The sequence below is a fragment of the Bradyrhizobium sp. Ses1 genome, from assembly GCF_059512365.1.
In genome coordinates, this window is sequence record NZ_JCAMOQ010000001.1 from 485,616 (window position 1) to 501,286 (window position 15,671).

Annotated in this window: 14 protein-coding genes and 1 other RNA gene; 10 read left to right on the top strand and 5 right to left on the bottom strand. The window is 63.2% G+C overall.

Annotated features, from left to right (window positions below; all coding sequences use genetic code 11):
- Positions 1-27 precede the first annotated feature (27 nt).
- The 3 genes from AC5ZG5_RS02320 to tkt form a co-directional block, all read right to left on the bottom strand.
- A complete protein-coding gene (locus AC5ZG5_RS02320; protein ID WP_130226480.1) occupies positions 28-1,221 on the bottom strand; it encodes a phosphoglycerate kinase in 1,194 nt (397 codons plus the stop codon).
- Positions 1,222-1,372: 151 nt separating this feature from the next.
- Positions 1,373-2,380, bottom strand: coding sequence for a type I glyceraldehyde-3-phosphate dehydrogenase (gene gap, locus AC5ZG5_RS02325; protein WP_456640932.1), 1,008 nt, complete (start codon positions 2,378-2,380; stop codon positions 1,373-1,375).
- 142 nt (positions 2,381-2,522) lie between these two features.
- Positions 2,523-4,508 (bottom strand): transketolase, encoded by a 1,986-nt coding sequence (gene tkt, locus AC5ZG5_RS02330; RefSeq protein WP_456640933.1) that lies wholly within the window; start codon positions 4,506-4,508, stop codon positions 2,523-2,525.
- A gap of 396 nt (positions 4,509-4,904) precedes the next feature.
- On the opposite strand from tkt, the gene AC5ZG5_RS02335 reads away from it, so the two are divergent.
- The 9 genes from AC5ZG5_RS02335 to AC5ZG5_RS02375 all read left to right on the top strand — a co-directional run bounded on the left by AC5ZG5_RS02335 (position 4,905) and on the right by AC5ZG5_RS02375 (position 13,041).
- On the top strand, positions 4,905-5,228 hold the full coding sequence (locus AC5ZG5_RS02335) for a DUF4164 domain-containing protein (protein ID WP_028163719.1): 324 nt from the start codon (positions 4,905-4,907) through the stop codon (positions 5,226-5,228).
- Positions 5,225-5,608, top strand: coding sequence for a cell division protein ZapA (locus tag AC5ZG5_RS02340; RefSeq protein WP_028163718.1), 384 nt, complete (start codon positions 5,225-5,227; stop codon positions 5,606-5,608). Before AC5ZG5_RS02335 ends, AC5ZG5_RS02340 begins: the two co-directional genes overlap by 4 nt.
- Before the next feature lie 96 nt (positions 5,609-5,704).
- Positions 5,705-5,865, top strand: a non-coding RNA gene (gene ssrS / locus AC5ZG5_RS02345) — 6S RNA.
- A 250-nt stretch (positions 5,866-6,115) separates the two neighbouring features.
- Positions 6,116-6,691: a 5-formyltetrahydrofolate cyclo-ligase gene (locus AC5ZG5_RS02350; RefSeq protein ID WP_456640934.1), complete on the top strand. Its 576-nt coding sequence runs from the start codon at positions 6,116-6,118 to the stop codon at positions 6,689-6,691.
- 6 nt (positions 6,692-6,697) lie between these two features.
- The gene (locus AC5ZG5_RS02355; RefSeq protein WP_456640935.1) at positions 6,698-7,522 is read left to right on the top strand and encodes a TIGR00282 family metallophosphoesterase; all 825 of its coding nucleotides are present in this window, start codon (positions 6,698-6,700) and stop codon (positions 7,520-7,522) included.
- A gap of 200 nt (positions 7,523-7,722) precedes the next feature.
- Complete coding sequence (locus AC5ZG5_RS02360) at positions 7,723-9,111, top strand: hypothetical protein (protein WP_456640936.1); 1,389 nt, start codon at positions 7,723-7,725, stop codon at positions 9,109-9,111.
- A 173-nt stretch (positions 9,112-9,284) separates the two neighbouring features.
- A complete protein-coding gene (locus AC5ZG5_RS02365) occupies positions 9,285-9,743 on the top strand; it encodes a hypothetical protein (protein ID WP_028163714.1) in 459 nt (152 codons plus the stop codon).
- Between the two features lie 122 nt (positions 9,744-9,865).
- Complete coding sequence (locus AC5ZG5_RS02370) at positions 9,866-11,620, top strand: type I secretion system permease/ATPase (protein WP_456640937.1); 1,755 nt, start codon at positions 9,866-9,868, stop codon at positions 11,618-11,620.
- Entirely contained in the window at positions 11,617-13,041 is a 1,425-nt protein-coding gene (locus tag AC5ZG5_RS02375; RefSeq protein WP_456640938.1) for an HlyD family type I secretion periplasmic adaptor subunit, read from the top strand. The genes AC5ZG5_RS02370 and AC5ZG5_RS02375 overlap by 4 nt, the downstream gene beginning before the upstream one ends.
- A 21-nt stretch (positions 13,042-13,062) precedes the next feature.
- Here AC5ZG5_RS02375 and AC5ZG5_RS02380 read toward each other — a convergent pair whose 3' ends face one another.
- Positions 13,063-13,812 (bottom strand): response regulator transcription factor, encoded by a 750-nt coding sequence (locus tag AC5ZG5_RS02380; RefSeq protein ID WP_456640939.1) that lies wholly within the window; start codon positions 13,810-13,812, stop codon positions 13,063-13,065.
- Positions 13,813-14,084: 272 nt separating this feature from the next.
- Positions 14,085-14,657, bottom strand: a complete 573-nt coding sequence (locus tag AC5ZG5_RS02385) for a hypothetical protein (RefSeq protein ID WP_245474759.1) — start codon at positions 14,655-14,657, stop codon at positions 14,085-14,087.
- A 272-nt stretch (positions 14,658-14,929) separates the two neighbouring features.
- Between AC5ZG5_RS02385 and AC5ZG5_RS02390 the strand changes: the two genes are divergently transcribed.
- Positions 14,930-15,580: a LysE family translocator gene (locus AC5ZG5_RS02390; RefSeq protein ID WP_130226472.1), complete on the top strand. Its 651-nt coding sequence runs from the start codon at positions 14,930-14,932 to the stop codon at positions 15,578-15,580.
- The last annotated feature ends 91 nt before the right edge of the window (positions 15,581-15,671 follow it).

Below are 15,671 nucleotides of genomic sequence, written 5' to 3' on the forward strand. Positions count from 1 at the left end.
GCAGTGCGTTCGCGCGTGAGCTGGTAGTCAGCGGATTTTCAGGACTTCGACGCCCGGCAGCGGCTTGCCTTCCATCCATTCAAGAAATGCGCCGCCGGCGGTCGAGACATAGGTGAAATCGTGCGCCACGCCGGCCTGGTTCAGCGCCGCGACGGTATCGCCGCCGCCTGCGACCGAAATCAGCTTCTTGGCCTTGGTGCGTTCGGCGGCGTGCTTGGCGGCCACCACGGTGCCGCGATCGAACGGGGGCAGCTCGAAGGCGCCGAGCGGGCCGTTCCACACCAGCGTCGCCGCATCGTCGATCGCGGCATGGATGCGGGCGATCGATTGCGGGCCGACGTCGAGGATCATGCCCTCGGCCGGGATCGCGTCCAGGCCGTAGGCATGCGATGGCGAATTGGCCGCGAAGTGGAAGGAGACGACGGCATCGACGGGAAGGATGATGGCGCAATTGGAGGCCGCGGCCTTGTCCAGGATGCGCAGCGCGGTCGCGGCGAGATCCTTCTCCGCCAGCGACTTGCCGATGCCGACGCCCTGCGCATGCAGGAAAGTGTTGGCCATGCCGCCGCCGATCACGAGCGCGTCGACCTTGGTCACGAGATTTTCGAGCAGGTCGATCTTGGTGGAAACCTTGGCGCCGCCGATGATCGCGATCACCGGCTTGCTCGGGGCTTCCAAGGCCTTGCCGAGCGCGTCGAGCTCGGCCTGCATGGTGCGTCCGGCATAGGCCGGCAGCTTGTGGCCGAGGCCTTCGGTGGAGGCATGGGCGCGGTGCGCCGCCGAGAACGCGTCATTGACCCAGATGTCGCCGAGCTTTGCCAGTTCCGCGACGAAGGCCGGATCGTTCTTCTCTTCTTCCTTGTGGAAGCGGGTATTCTCCAGACAGAGGATCTCCCCGTCCTTCAGCGCCGCCACAGCGTTTGCCGCGGCCTCGCCGATGCAGTCCTCGGCGAAAGCGACCGGCTTCTTGATCACTTTCGACAGCGCCTCAGCGACGGGCTTCAGCGATTCCTTGGGATCGCGTCCCTTGGGGCGGCCGAAATGCGCGAGCAGGATGACCTTGCCGCCTTTGTCGGAAAGCTCGGTGATCGTCGGCGCCACACGGTCCAGCCGCGTGGTGTCGGTGACGCGGCCATTTTCCATGGGCACATTCAGATCGACGCGGAGCAGCACGCGCTTGCCCTTCACATCGACGTCGTCGAGGGTGCGGAAGTTTTTCATGTCAGGGCTTCCTCTGTCATGGCCGGGCTTCGCCGTCCGAAGGACGGCGTCGCTTTCGCTCGCCTATGTCCCGTCCATCCACATCCTTGCTCCTATGGAAACAAGGACGTGGATGCCCGGCTCAAGGCCGGGCATGACGACAAACAAATGGTTACAGCAGCTTCCCGATCGCGACGGCAGTGTCGGCCATGCGGTTGGAGAAACCCCACTCGTTGTCGTACCACGACATCACGCGCACGAGCGTACCGTTCTGCACCTTGGTCTGGTCCATGTGGAAGGTCGACGAATGCGGATCGTGGTTGAAGTCGATCGAGACGTTCGGCGCGGTGGTGTAGCCGAGGATGCCCTTGAGCTGCTGCTCCGAGGCGCGCTTCATCGCCTCGTTGATTTCCTTGGCGTCGGTTGCGCGCTTGGCGACGATCTTCAGATCCACCACCGAGACGTTCGGCGTCGGCACGCGGATCGCGACGCCGTCGAGCCTGCCCTTCAGTTCGGGCAGCACCAGGCCGATCGCCTTGGCTGCGCCGGTCGAGGTCGGGATCATCGACATCGCCGCCGCGCGGCCGCGGTAGAGATCCTTGTGCAGCGTGTCCAGCGTCGGCTGGTCGCCGGTATAGGCATGGATCGTGGTCATGAAGCCGGTCTCGATGCCGACCGTGTCGTTCAAGACCTTCGCCACCGGCGCGAGACAGTTGGTGGTGCAGGAGCCGTTGGAGATCACCAGGTGCTCCTTGGTCAGCGTGTCATGGTTGACGCCGTAGACGATGGTGGCATCAGCGCCGTCGGCGGGCGCGGAGACCAGCACGCGCTTGGCGCCGGCGGTCAGATGCGCGGACGCCTTATCCTTCGCCGTGAAGATGCCGGTGCATTCCAGCGCGACGTCGACGCCGAGCTCCTTCCAGGGCAGCTTGGACGGATCGCGCTCGGCGGACACCTTGATCTTGCTGTCGCCGACGCTGATCGTATCGCCATCGACGGTGACGGTGCCCGGGAAGCGGCCGTGCACGGAGTCGAAACGGAGCAAATGGGCGTTGGTCTCGACCGGGCCGAGATCATTGATCCCGACCACTTCGATGTCCTTGCGGCCAGACTCGGCGATGGCTCGAAGCACATTGCGGCCGATGCGGCCGAACCCGTTGATTGCGACCCGGACTGCCATGCTGTTTCACTCCTCTAATAGCTGTTGCCGTCCCCGCTGGCGCGTGCTCCAGCGAGGGTGTTACGGCGGATCGCCCGGTTCGGCCGGACGAGGACGGATTAGATAGGAGTTACCTAGTCCTTTTTCGGGGCAAGCTCAACCGCTAGCCGACGCGCTTCAGGGCAGCGTTAACGGCGGCCTCGGCGGTAATTCCGAAATGCTTGAACAGGTCCTTGGCAGGCGCGCTGGCGCCGAAACCGTGCATGCCTATGAACTCGCCGTCCTGGCCGATCACGGCATCCCAACCCCAGCGCACGGCCGCCTCGATCGCGATCTTGATCGGCGCGTTGCCGATGATGGCCTTTTTCCGCTCTTCCGGCTGCGCCAGCAACAATTCGAGCGAAGGCACCGACACAACCCGCGACGGGATGCCGCGTTCCGCGAGCTGTTTCTGCGCGTCGACAGCGATCTGAACTTCGGAACCGGAGGCGAAGAATGACACTTTTGCGTCACCTTGCGCCGCGACCAGCTCATAGGCGCCATGGCTGCACGGATTGTCGGCAGGCGCGGTGGTTCGAAGCTGTGGCAGGTTCTGCCGCGTCAGTGCCAGCACCGTCGGGCCGTCGATCCGGTTCAACGCGAGTTCCCAGCATTCTGCAACCTCGACGGCATCGCAGGGGCGGAACACGCGCATGTTGGGAATGGCGCGCAGCGCCGAGAGATGCTCCACCGGCTGGTGTGTCGGGCCGTCTTCACCGAGCCCGATCGAGTCGTGCGTCATGACATAGACGACGCCGGTACCCATCAACGCCGCAAGTCGCATCGCCGGCCGCGCATAGTCGGTGAACACCAGGAAGGTGGCGCCGTTCGGTGCAAAGCCGCCGTGCAGGAAGATGCCGTTCATCGCCGCGGCCATGCCGTGCTCGCGGATGCCGTAGTGGATGAAGCGGCCCTTCGGCGTCTTGGCGGAGAAGTTGACCGCCGATTTCGCCTTGTTGTTGTTGGAGCCGGTGAGGTCGGCCGAGCCGGCCAGAAATTCCATCGGCATCGCGGCGGCGATCACCTCGATCGCGGCCTCCGACGATTTGCGGGTCGCGACGTTGAGCGGGTTTTCGAGCAGCGCCTTCTTGTGTCCCTTCAGCGCCTTTGCCAGCGACGCCGGCCGTTCGTGCCGCAGCCGGCGCTCGAATTCCGCGCGCTTGCGGCTGCCGAGCTCGGCGTAGCGTGCGTCCCACTCCTGGCGCTCCGCCGCGCCGCGCGCACCCGCTTCGCGCCAGGCCTTCAGCACGTCATCGGGCACCGAGAACGGTTCGAGCGAGATGCCGAGCTTTTCCTTGGCGGCCTTCAGTTCGTCGGCGCCGAGCGCTTCGCCATGGACTTTGTTGGTGCCGGCCTTGGTCGGCGCGCCGTAGCCGATCGTGGTCTTGCAGGCGATCAGCGTCGGCTTGCTCGATTTCTGCGCGCGCGTAATCGCGTCCGCGATCGCTTTCTGATCCTGGCCGTTGATGTGCTCGGCGGCCCAGCCCGCCGACTTGAATCGCTTCACCTGGTCGACGGAATCCGCAAGCGATGTCGGGCCGTCGATCGAGATGCCGTTGTCGTCATAGAGCACGATCAGCTTGTTGAGCCGCCAGTGGCCGGCGAGCGCGATCGCTTCCTGCGACACGCCTTCCATCAGGTCGCCGTCGGAGGCGAGCACGTAGGTGTGATGGTTGACGATCTTCTTGCCGAATTCGGCAGCGAGCATCTTCTCCGCGACCGCCATGCCGACCGCCGTCGAGATGCCCTGGCCGAGCGGGCCGGTGGTGGTCTCGATGCCCTTGGTGTGGAAGTTCTCCGGATGCCCCGGCGTCAGCGAACCCAATTGACGGAAGTGCTTGAGATGGTCGAGCGTCATGTCCTTGTTGCCCGTGAGGTACAACAGCGAATAGAGCAGCATCGAGCCGTGGCCGGCCGAGAGCACGAAGCGGTCGCGGTCCGGCCAGGCCGGGTCGGCCGCATCGAATTTCAGAAACTGTGTAAACAGGACGGTCGCGACGTCGGCCGCACCCATCGGCAGCCCGGGATGGCCGGATTTCGCCTTCTCGACCGCATCCATTGCGAGCCCACGAATGGCGTTGGCCATACGGGTGTGATCGACTTGCGTCATGATGAAAATCCGTCTGAAATGAGAGGCTTGGCTTGCATGCGCGCTGCCCGGAGGGCCGCCATATGCGGGTGGTAGGCACGGGGAAAGGCTGGATAGCACCTCAATTCCGGAAGTCCAAGGGAAGTCGAAGGCAAGGAAACGCGCTTTCGGCCGCAAAGTTGCCTCCGGTGTGTCCGGCCGAAGGGGGCACGAACCCCCTAAGCGCCGGTTTCCCGAGCGGACGGGCCTGGGTAAAACCGACAGGTGCGACCCCCGGGGCGGCTCCATCTATCGGTGCATAGTTTACCGGCGGCGTTGCGCCGGCCTCGCTCACCACGTAAATTTCATCGCCTAAGCGCTTGCCGAACCGCAAGGATTCGCGGACGGCCACGCCATCGAGGATGTACGTTGTCTCGTATGAGCGATCGTTCCACCAACGCGGCTGCCAATGCCGAGCCCGCTATCGCCGACGTCGACGCCGCCACACGGCGGCTGATGGCGGCGCTGGATGCTCTGGAAAGCGCCGTTGAGCGGCGGCGCGAGGCTGACCGCGACGAGAACGAACTGGCGAGCCGGATCCAGGCGCTCGGTGCCGATCGCTCGCGGCTTGCGGACGAGCTCGATAGCTCATTGGTGAAGACGCGCAAGCTCGAGCGCACCAATCGCGAGATCGCCGAGAAGCTGGATGCGGCAATCGGCACCATCCGCGCCGTGCTTGATGGCGAGGAGAACACGCGATGAGTCACATCAACGTCACCATCAACGGCCGGCAATACCGCATGGCGTGCGAAGAGGGGCAGGAAGTTCGTCTCTTGAAGCTCGCGGAGAACCTTGAATCGCGCATCGAATCGCTGCGCGGCAAGTTCGGTGAGATCGGCGATGCGCGCCTGACCGTGATGGCGGCGCTCACCGCCTGCGACGAACTGGTCGACGCCGGCGCACGCATCCGCAGCCTGGAGCAGGAAATCGAATCCTTGCGCGACTCCGGCGCTGCGGCGGTCGATCGCGCCCGCGCCACGCAAGTCGCGATCTCGAACGCACTCAACGCCGCCGCTGAGCGGATCGAGAAAACCACGCAGGTGCTCAACCGCACCATCGGCGGCGGTATCGCGATCGGCTAGCCCGCTGTCTTACCCTCCCCTTTCAGGTGAGGGTAACGTCCACCCGAAATCCATTCCCGCTGGCGGAACGCCGCGCGCATCGCTACATTAGCCCCTGCGAAGCTGCGTTGCGCGTCAGGAGCCATATATCCCCGGGGCCTTATCGATCCTTTAGGGAACTGTCCCTGGCCGGGTCCGTGGACCCGGACATATGGTGCCCACCTACTTTCGTAGGGAACTCCGGGATCGAGCGCTCCAACGGCCTCTGCGGCTTCGCGCTTTGTTTTTTGCATGCGGTGTTCACGGGTACCCGGCGTCGGCCATACCCCGGAAAGCGGGGTATCCAGTACGCCGCGGCTTCGCAGGTTGATCACTGGAGCATCGGTTCTGATTGATCCGAAGCTCTTCATTTTTGTTTGACGCGTTTTCTTTACGCGAACCGGTATCCACTTCGCTTGAAAACGCTCTGACGGCTCTGGAATACTGGATCACCCGCCTTCGCGGGTGATGACCGTGGAGCAAGACATCATGCGCGCGATCTCTCCGAAGGCTGAGCTCCGCAGCGCCGCGCTCACCCGACGTGATGCGCTGAGCGAAGAGGAGCGCACTGCTGCCGCCGCGAAGATCGCCAAGCGCGGACTGCCGTTTGAGATCGCGCAGGGCACGATCGTCTCCGGCTATTTCCCGATCCGCAGCGAGATCGATCCGATGCCGTTGATGCTGAAGCTCGCCGAGCAGGGCGCACAGCTTGCGCTGCCGGCGGTCACCGCGCGCGGCCATTCCCTGCTATTCCGCGCCTGGGCCAAGGGCGACCGGCTGACGCTTGGTTCGCTCGGTATCCCCGAGCCGTCGCCGGTTGCGGCCGAGCTGATCCCCGACATCATGCTGGTGCCGCTCGCCGCTTTCGACCGGGTCGGCCACCGGATCGGCTATGGCGCCGGCTATTACGACTTCACCTTCACCCATCTGCGCAAGACCAAGCACGTGATCGGCATCGGGCTTGGCTTTGCGGTGCAGGAAATCAAGGCGGTTCCGGCTTTGTCGCACGACGTCGCGCTTGATTATGTGCTAACGGAGCGCAAGGCGTTCGATTTCCGGGAGTAGCTGAATTTGCGTATCCTCTTCGTCGGTGATGTCGTCGGCAAGACCGGCCGCACCGCCATCTTAGAACATCTTCCCGGCATGATCCGTGACTGGTCGCTCGATCTCGTCATCGTCAATGGCGAGAATGCCGCCGGCGGCTTCGGCATCACCGAGGCCATCTACCAGGACTTCCTGGATGCCGGGGCCGACGCGATCACGCTCGGCAACCATGCGTGGAATCAAAAGGAAGCGCTGGTGTTCATCGAGCGCGCCCCGCGCCTGATCCGCCCGCTCAACTTTCCGCGCCACGCGCCGGGCCGCGGCGCCACGCTCGTCGACACCAAGAACGGCAAGCGTGCGCTGGTCATCAACGCGATCGGCCGCGTCTTCATGGAGCCCTCCAACGATCCCTTCGCTGCGGTCGAGCGCGAGCTCGAGGCATGTCCGTTGCGGCAGGCGGCGGATGCGATCGTGGTGGATTTCCACGGCGAGGCGACCTCCGAGAAGCAGGGCATGGGCTTCTTCTGCGATGGCCGCGTCAGCCTCGTGGTCGGCACCCACACCCATGTGCCCACCGCCGATCACCAGGTGCTGCCCGGCGGCACCGCCTATATGACCGACGCCGGCATGACCGGTGACTACGATTCCATCATCGGCATGCAGAAGGAAGAGCCGCTGCAGCGCTTCCAAACCGGCATCCCCTCCGGCCGCTTTGAGCCGGCCGCCGGCGAAGCGACGCTGAGCGGGGTTGCGGTCGAGACCGACGACGCCACCGGCCTCGCGCTCCGCATCGCGCCGGTACGCGTCGGTGGACGACTCGAGCCGGCTCTGCCGGGTTTTTGGGTGGGCTAGTTCAAGAACGCGTCGACTGCGAATGGGGTGCGCTGACGTGCGCGATACCGCCTCTTCGACCCGATTTCGTTTGTACAATCTCACCCGAAATGTTGCATCCGAATTGATGGCTCGGCTTTTCACGCATACGGCGTGACATTGCCTCACGGTCGGGAGTGGTCCGTCGCGTTGCGCGGAGCGATCCCGCCAGGGAGGCGACTATGAAGTTCGATTGGATGTCGGACAGCATCCGGCTGCATGATCAGCCGCAGCATTATCCTTGGGATGATGGAGATCCCGCGTACGGTACCAAGTTCTCGCCGGCCCGTTTGCATCATCTCACGGCCGATAGCCATGACGGCGCCGGCGGCTCCTCGTTCGGCTCGCCATCTAATGCGTCCGTCCCGTCTCTCGATTCGACTGGAGATGGAGGCCGCAGCCTTCATGGCAACGCGGATGTCCACCAGCCCAATAATGCCGGTCAGTTCGGGGGCGCTCCCGCGCACCAATCCAATTCGGGTAACAGCAATACTGGCACGATCGATACAGGAGCGAACGAGGCCGGCAACGGCGGCGACGGATTTTTCTATGGCGGCATCATTCACGCCTCCCTGGTGATCTATCAGCCGATCAACATCGCGGTATCCGTGGGATATGGTTCAATCGCCATCGCCGAGCAGACCAACGATGTTGATATCAACCAGTCCGCGCTGCAGATGGCCGGCATCGGAGGCAGTGGCGGCGATGGTAACATTGCCGCGGGCGGAAACGTCGACCTCTCTTTCTTCGGCGCCAGTGGGATCACGACAGGCGACAATCACGCCGGCAACGGCGGCGACGGTCATTTCCTTGGAACGCTGCTGGATGCGCCGGTTGTCATCTACCATCCCGTCAACTTCGCGTTTGCGGCGCCCGGCGGCAGCGCGCATGCGAGCCAGTTGAACACGGTCGAGATCGATCAGTCCGCCGTGCAGATCGCAGGGATCGGCGGGCAGGGCGGAAACGGCAATGCCGCAGGCGGTGGCGACGTATCCGTTCATGGTCAATCCAACGGCAACGGACAAGGTTCAATCGACACCGGCGGCAATCAGGCCGGCAACGGCGGCGATGGCCAATTTCATGGCGACCTCGTCCACAAGTCCGTCGCTGTCTATGATCCCGTCAACATCTCGGTCGCCGGATATAATTCCACCAACCAGGCATACCAGCTCAACGACGTGCATCTGGATCAGTCCTCGTTCCAGATGGCCGGCAGCGGGGGCGACGGCGGCAGCGGCAATGTCGCGGCGGGCGGCAGCGCAGCGCTCATCTCTGCACTCCTGGGCGGCGGCTCCAATGCGATCGCAACCGGACACAACAGCGCGGGCAATGGCGGCAGCGGCCATTTCTCCGGCAGTCTCATCGATGTCAGCGTCGCGATCTATGCTCCCATCAACATCGCCATCGCCGGGCCGCATTCGACGGCCGAGGCGGATCAGATCAATAATGTTCACATCGATCAAAGCGCGGTTCAGATCGCCGGAATCGGCGGCAACGGCGGCCACGACAATCTTGCGCTGGGGGGCGACGTCGCGATGCATCTGTTGTCCGATCTTCATCTGATCGGATAGGGCGCCGAATTTCGATAGGGCATGTAATCCTTTCGGGCGTAGTCCGCGGAATCGAATGACATCCCATTTGGCATCTATCGCGGGCCCGTCGTCGGCGGACAAACTCGCATCGCGCATCCGCTTCCAGGACAGGGAGGAATGTCGCGCGAGGTAAACTCAGCACGGAGGCTCAAATGTCGAAAGGCAAGGGATTTCTCAAGGTTTCCGATTCGATCGATTTCAAGTCAATCAGCACAGGCGGTCAGAGCGTCGGAAACGGCGGCGACGGCTACTTCAAGGGAAGCATCAGCAATTCACCATCGATCAAGTTCGATCCGTCGAACAAGGCCGATGGTGCCGACGTACACGTGAAGACGGGCGACTACGTCAGTCAAAAGGCATCCTGGGATGCCGACGGCGGTGACGCCAAGGCTTCGAAGTACTCGAAGGCTTATGGCGGCGACGCCAAGTCGAACGGCGATCAGAGCTCGTCCAGCGGGTACGACACGTCCAAGGTGTATGCCAACACGACGGCGCATCAGTCGAACTACCTGAAGGCGGACATGCATCAGGAAGTCGCGGCGGGCATCGGCGGCGATGGCGGGAGTGACAACCTCGGCATGGGCGGCGACGTTGACGTGCATATTGGTTAGTACTTTCTGATCGGCGGCCTCATTGAGGCGGCTGAGGCCGGCGGTCCATGCCGCCGGCCTCAGATTTCCCGCAAAACGATCCGCGCAAAAGGTCAAGCCTTGAAGCTCTGGCGGTGACGATCATGCTGATGCCGCTGCTTCGGTTCAGTCTGCTGCAGACGCCCTGGACGCCGTTGCAGGCGGCGCTGCGGACCTGCGCAGGCTCGCTCGCCATCGTGCTCGCCTATAGCTGCAGCTACAATCTGCTGCTGTTCGCTCCCTCGATCTATCTGCTCCAGATCTACGATCGCGTGCTGCCGAGCCGGAGCAATGAAACGCTCCTGATGCTCACTTTGATCGTTGCACTCACGGTTGTGGTGGGCGGGGTGCTTGACGCGCTGCGTCGCTCGGTCCTGGCGCGCCTGGGTGCCTGGCTGGAAGACCGGCTTCGGCCCACCGTGCTCTCCGCCTGCCTTGATCATGCGTTTCGTAACGATTCAGCACGCGCTTCGGATGCCTATCGCGATCTCACGGCCGTGCGTCAGTTCGTCGAGTCAGGCGCGTCCCTGACGCTGCTCGATGCGCTCTGGATTCCGCCATTCCTCGCCGTGCTGTTTTTCGTGCATCCATTGCTTGGGGGCATTGGCGCCTGCAGCGTGCTGTTTCTGTTCGGCCTCACGGTGGTCGGCGATCTTCTCACCGAAAGCGCGCTGGCGAAATCCGCGATCGCCCTGTCCAGAAGCTACGGCCGCCTTGCGATGGTCGCAGGCCACGTTCACCTGATCCGCAGCATGGGAATGCTGGACGACGTGGCGCGCCGTGTCTACGTGGATGCGCGGAACGCGCAAAGCGAGCACGACCTGGCGCAGCGGCGGAACGAGATCATCATGCTGATCGCCAAGCCGACGCGTTCATTGGCGCAAGTTCTCATCATGGGCGCAGCCGCGTGGCTCGTCCTCGATCACGGCAAGAGCGCGGCGATCATTTTTGTCACGATGCTGATGTTCAGCCGGGCGCTGGCGCCGGTCGAAGGCGCCGTTGCAAGCTGGAAAGCGCTGAAGAGAGCGCTGGATGCCTATCAGCGGCTGACCAACGTCCTTGCCGCCGTTCCACCTACGACCGAAAACACGGACAGTCCGCCGGAACAGTCGACGGGCGATCTTGTCGTCGACAATATCGGCGCGAAGGTTTCGGAAGGCGAGTGGTTTCCCATCAAGACCATCTCGTTCCGGCTCGCGCGCGGAGAGTGCCTCGGCATCATCGGTCCGTCCGGCTCCGGCAAGTCCACACTCGCAGGCATCATTGCCGGAATCTTGTTGCCGGGGCAGGGGCGCGTCCTGCTCGGCGAGACCGACATCTCGGCCCTGCGCGGAGGGCGGCAGGGCCGTTACCTCGGCTATTTGCCGCAGGACATCGATCTCGTCGGAGAGACGATCAAGGATATCATCGCCCGACTGGACGACGCCGATCTGCCAAAGGTCATGCATGCCGCCAAGCTCGCCGGGATTCACGAGAGTATCCTGCGGCTGCCGCTGGGATACGATACCATCGTCGCCAATGACGGCGGCATATTCTCGCGCGGATTTCGCCAGCGCCTGGGGCTGGCGCGGGCATTCTTTGGCGAGCCGCGGCTGGTCGTGCTGGATGAGCCGAATGCCAGCCTGGACTACACCGGCGAGCGGGTGCTGCTGGATGCCATCGAACAACTGAAGATCGCCAACGTCACCGTGGTCATCGTCACGCACCGGATGGGCATCCTCGCGGCGACGGACAAGATCGCCATCATGCAGGACGGCGCGGTCACGGCGTTCGGCGAGAGCGAGGACATCTTCGAGCGGTATTTGAGCCGGCCGCAAGTGGCTTCCCAAGTGGCATCGCAGGAAACGGCTCTCCCATGATCGCAAACCTCCGAGCCCTCGTGCGGTTGCCGCCCGCCTTCCTGCCGAAGCGCGAGAGCGGCGTCGTGATTACCGCGATCGACGAATTCGAGCCACGGCAGTTTCCCTGGTGCCCGGCGCCGACGCAAGCCTCGCCGCGCTACAGGCTCGGCTACGTCACCCTGGCCGGCAATCTATTGGTCGTCGGCTTTGTGCTGGGTCTGGGAATCTGGTCGGCCTTTGCTCCGCTTGAAAGCGCGGCGATCGCGTCCGGCGTGGTCGAATCGGAATCGAGCCGGAAGACGATCCAGCACCTCGAGGGCGGCATCATCAGGAAAATATTGGTCGCCGACGGCGACGCCGTGAGCGCGGGACAGACGCTGATCGCGCTCGACGACACCAGGGCCCGCGCCGAGGTGCAAAGCCTGCAGGGGCAGTTGTGGGACGCGGCCGCACGCGAGGCAAGGCTTCTGGCCGAGCAGCAGGGGCAGGAGCAGATCTCGTTTCCGACATGGCTCGACAGGATCCGAAGCACGAGCGGCTCGGTCGATTCGGTGCTGGCGGCACAGCAGAACATCTTTGAAACGCGCCGGCAGGTGTTCCAGTCCCAGGCCACCATCCTCAGGGAAAAACGGCTTCAGGTCGCAAAGGAGATCGAGGGGCTCAAGTCGCAGGAAGACGCGGTGGTGCAGCGGGCCACGATCGTGCGCGAAGAGCTCGACATGGTGACCATCCTGGTCAACAAGGGACTCGAGCGCCGTCCGCGCCTGTTGAACCTTGAGCGGGAGCTGGCCGATATCGAGGGACGGCGCGGCGAGATCATTGCGCATATTTCGCGCGCCAAGCAGGTGATCAGCGAATCGCAGGCGACGCTCCTGAAGCTCGAGAGCGACCGGCAGAACGAGATCGCACAGTCGTTGCGCGAGGCGCAGAACCAGGGCTTTCAATTGCGCGAAAAATTGCTGGCGGCGCAGGACCAGTTGTCCCGAACGGAGGTCAAGGCACCCGAGGACGGGGTGATAACCGACCTGCGGGTTCATACGCCAGGCGGCGTGATCGGCGCCGGCGCCGCGCTGATGGATCTGGTGCCCCGGCAGGACAGGCTGGTCGTGATCGCGCGCCTGAAGCCGGAGGACATCGACGTGGTTCATCCGGGGCTGAACGCCGACGTACACCTCTTGCCCTACAATCAACGTCGCGTCCCGCGTCTCAAGGGAACGGTGATGCACGTATCGGCCGATCGATTGCTCGACAAGCGCACCGACCAGCCATATTACGCGACGAAAATCCGCGTCCAGGATTCCAAGATCGTGGAGAATGGCTTGAAGATCATTCCGGGAATGCCGGCCCAGGTGTTCATCACAACCGGGCGCGGCACCGTGGCGATCTACGCCTTGCGGCCTCTGCTCGACAGCTTCCACACCGCCTTCAGTGAAGACTGAGCGACGGCAGGAATAGCCAGATCAGGATGACGAGAATGCGCCGGGCTCCGGTCCGCGGTGAACGGTCGATCTTGCGCGCCAGCGCAGCACGGCCTCGGTCCGATTGCGGGCGGCACACTTCCGCATGATGTGGTGAATGTGCATCTTCACCGTGTTTTCCGAAAGCTTCAGTTTGGCGGCGATCAGCTTGTTGGGCAGGCCGAGCTCCAATTCCGCAAGCACGTGTTGCTCGCGAGGCGTGAATTCGATCTGGTCCTGGTTTGCCAGATATATCGGCGCCAACGGGCTATGGTAGATCGGTTCGCAGCTAGAGGACCCGTCCTGCCCTTCAATTGAAAGCGGTCTGTAGACGCCGCCGGCGAGAACAAGACGCAAGCCGGCGACAGCGAGCTCGACCGGGATCGAGGTCGGAAAAAAGCCTTTGATGCCCCGATGCAGGGCTGCAAGCGCGGTGGCTTCGTCGTCCCGGTTGCAGAACAGGGCGATCGAGGCGTTGGGGCAGCAATCGGCGAGCAGCGCGAGGTCGCCGGCGACGGAGGGATCAGCCACCGATTTGTCCCCGATGCTGAGCGTTGCCAGCCGAACGTCGCGTCCCGTGGCGCAGCCGAGATTGTCGGTCGTGGCCATCTCGACGATTTCGAATCCGCTCAGCTCCTGTCTGAGAATGTGCAGAATGCAGGTCCGCGCCAGCGTGAGCGGATCGATGATGAGCAGGACCGGCAACGGCAGCGATCCGTTGAGCCGCTCTGCAGCAGAGACAAGGTCGTCCATAATATCCTCAATTGAAGGAATTGCCGCCCTACCCCAATCATTTCCATGCCAATGACGAGAGCATGATTCGGAAAAGTGGAAACCGGTTTTCCCTGCGACAAACGCAAAGCGTTTGCGCAGGAAGATCATGCTCAAACAAAGAGATGAGATCATGATCCGATTCCGTCTAATCGGATCATGATCCAGCGTCGCGCAACCGGCCTTTGGCACAAGCCTCTGGCCGATCGAACGCGCACGTTGGTCACCGGTATCCGCTTTCCCGGTGTCACGCTTCAGTTACAAATATTCCGATATGCGATCGCCGCGGCTGAGTTCGCTTTGCCGTCGACGACGTAGACGTCATCCTCCTTCACGAGATACAGAAATGGCTTCTCCCCGGTGTCCTCGCCCGACGCCTTCTTTCCCCTGACATGACCACAGATCGTGTCCACCGATCGCCCCAGCGTATTCTTCCTGATTGCCCGCTTCGCGTCCGTGAACTCGGCCGATGCCGGATCTTCCATTTTTGCTGCGACCGACATCTTCGCCTTGCTCAGGACGGCCTCGGATGTCCCGGCAGCCGCGGCGCGGTCTTCCATCGCCTTCGGCGGCGGGTTCTTGCCACGCGGAACCCTTGTGTCCCGACGGGGCGGTGATCGCTTCTCTGGCTTCGCCGACGTTGCAGCCTTCGTTGCCTTCGCCGCAGTATCGGGCGTGGGCGCGCTCGCCTTCGGCTCCGCCTGAGGTGGCACGCTCCCATCGAAACAGATTTTCGACCCGCACATCTGCAAGCTCGCCTGGGTAGACGGAGGCATGCCATAGCCGATCAGCATTCCTGCCACCAAGCCAATGAGAAGCAGTCCCATGCAATCCCCCTCCTCGGGGTAGGGCAGACTTCCACTCGCACTTCTTGCGACTTGATTTTGCGCTGATCCTCTATGTGTCCCGCAAAAGCGTTAAGCGCGCATTAAGCGTCGAACCATTGCTCAGCCGCGCTCGTGCATGGTTAACGCAGCGAGGAAATATGTCGGGAGCGAGGAGGCACAAAGCGCATGATCTGCTGCGCGAGATCCGTGGGACGTTCGATCAGGATCTGCGCTCTGGGCGCTAGGCCCGTGATGCTGTAAAACTCACGATCATGCCAGATCTGACTCAATTCGCGCTTTTCTTCGCCGCGGCCTTGGTGCTCGCCGTCACGCCCGGTCCGGGCATCTTCTACGTCGCTGCACGCACCCTCGCTGGCGGCCGTGCGGAAGGCGTGGCTTCCAGCTTTGGCACCGGATTGGGCGGCATGGTCCACGTCGTCGCGGGCGGCTTGGGCGTTTCCGCTATCGTGCTCGCGAGTGCGGAACTGTTCACAGCGCTGAAGCTGATCGGTGCCGCCTATCTGATCTGGATAGGCCTTCGCACTCTTCTGTCGGCCCGCAGGGACGCATCGCCAGATTTGAAGGGGGGACCAGCGGCACCGCCGATCGGGCCGCGACGGGCGTTTCGCGAAGGAGTGCTGGTCGAGGCGCTGAACCCGAAGACCGCAGCCTTCTTCCTTGCCTTCGTTCCGCAATTCGTGACCCCGAGCGCAGGCCACGTCGCTTTGCAGTTCGTGATGCTTGGCTTCGTGTCGGTCGCGCTCAACACCCTCGCCGACATCGTGGTCGCCTTCGCCGCGAGTCGCATCCGCCAAGGCGCAGCAGCACGTCCCGCGTTGATTCGCCGCCTGCGAGAGGCATCGGGAGCTGCGATGGTCGCGCTGGGCATCGGCCTCGTGCTGGCGAAGCGTCCGGCCAATTGATTGCCGGGCTGCGCTGCTTTCACGATCTGCCATCGCTCACGGTCGATGGTGATGTAGCGCGTCCTGGTCTAGCATGACGCCGGGGCGGATC

What these genes read in the sequence shown, in the direction of transcription:
- AC5ZG5_RS02350 (WP_456640934.1), top strand. Translation starts at nt 6,116, where the DNA reads ATGCGCGCGATCTCTCCGAAGGCTGAGCTCCGCAGCGCCGCGCTCACC.
- AC5ZG5_RS02370 (WP_456640937.1), top strand. Translation starts at nt 9,866, where the DNA reads ATGCTGATGCCGCTGCTTCGGTTCAGTCTGCTGCAGACGCCCTGGACG.
- AC5ZG5_RS02365 (WP_028163714.1), top strand. Translation starts at nt 9,285, where the DNA reads ATGTCGAAAGGCAAGGGATTTCTCAAGGTTTCCGATTCGATCGATTTC.
- AC5ZG5_RS02385 (WP_245474759.1), bottom strand. Translation starts at nt 14,657, where the DNA reads ATGGGACTGCTTCTCATTGGCTTGGTGGCAGGAATGCTGATCGGCTAT.
- AC5ZG5_RS02380 (WP_456640939.1), bottom strand. Translation starts at nt 13,812, where the DNA reads ATGGACGACCTTGTCTCTGCTGCAGAGCGGCTCAACGGATCGCTGCCG.
- AC5ZG5_RS02340 (WP_028163718.1), top strand. Translation starts at nt 5,225, where the DNA reads ATGAGTCACATCAACGTCACCATCAACGGCCGGCAATACCGCATGGCG.
- AC5ZG5_RS02390 (WP_130226472.1), top strand. Translation starts at nt 14,930, where the DNA reads ATGCCAGATCTGACTCAATTCGCGCTTTTCTTCGCCGCGGCCTTGGTG.
- AC5ZG5_RS02320 (WP_130226480.1), bottom strand. Translation starts at nt 1,221, where the DNA reads ATGAAAAACTTCCGCACCCTCGACGACGTCGATGTGAAGGGCAAGCGC.
- AC5ZG5_RS02335 (WP_028163719.1), top strand. Translation starts at nt 4,905, where the DNA reads ATGAGCGATCGTTCCACCAACGCGGCTGCCAATGCCGAGCCCGCTATC.
- AC5ZG5_RS02375 (WP_456640938.1), top strand. Translation starts at nt 11,617, where the DNA reads ATGATCGCAAACCTCCGAGCCCTCGTGCGGTTGCCGCCCGCCTTCCTG.
- gap (WP_456640932.1), bottom strand. Translation starts at nt 2,380, where the DNA reads ATGGCAGTCCGGGTCGCAATCAACGGGTTCGGCCGCATCGGCCGCAAT.
- AC5ZG5_RS02360 (WP_456640936.1), top strand. Translation starts at nt 7,723, where the DNA reads ATGAAGTTCGATTGGATGTCGGACAGCATCCGGCTGCATGATCAGCCG.
- tkt (WP_456640933.1), bottom strand. Translation starts at nt 4,508, where the DNA reads ATGACGCAAGTCGATCACACCCGTATGGCCAACGCCATTCGTGGGCTC.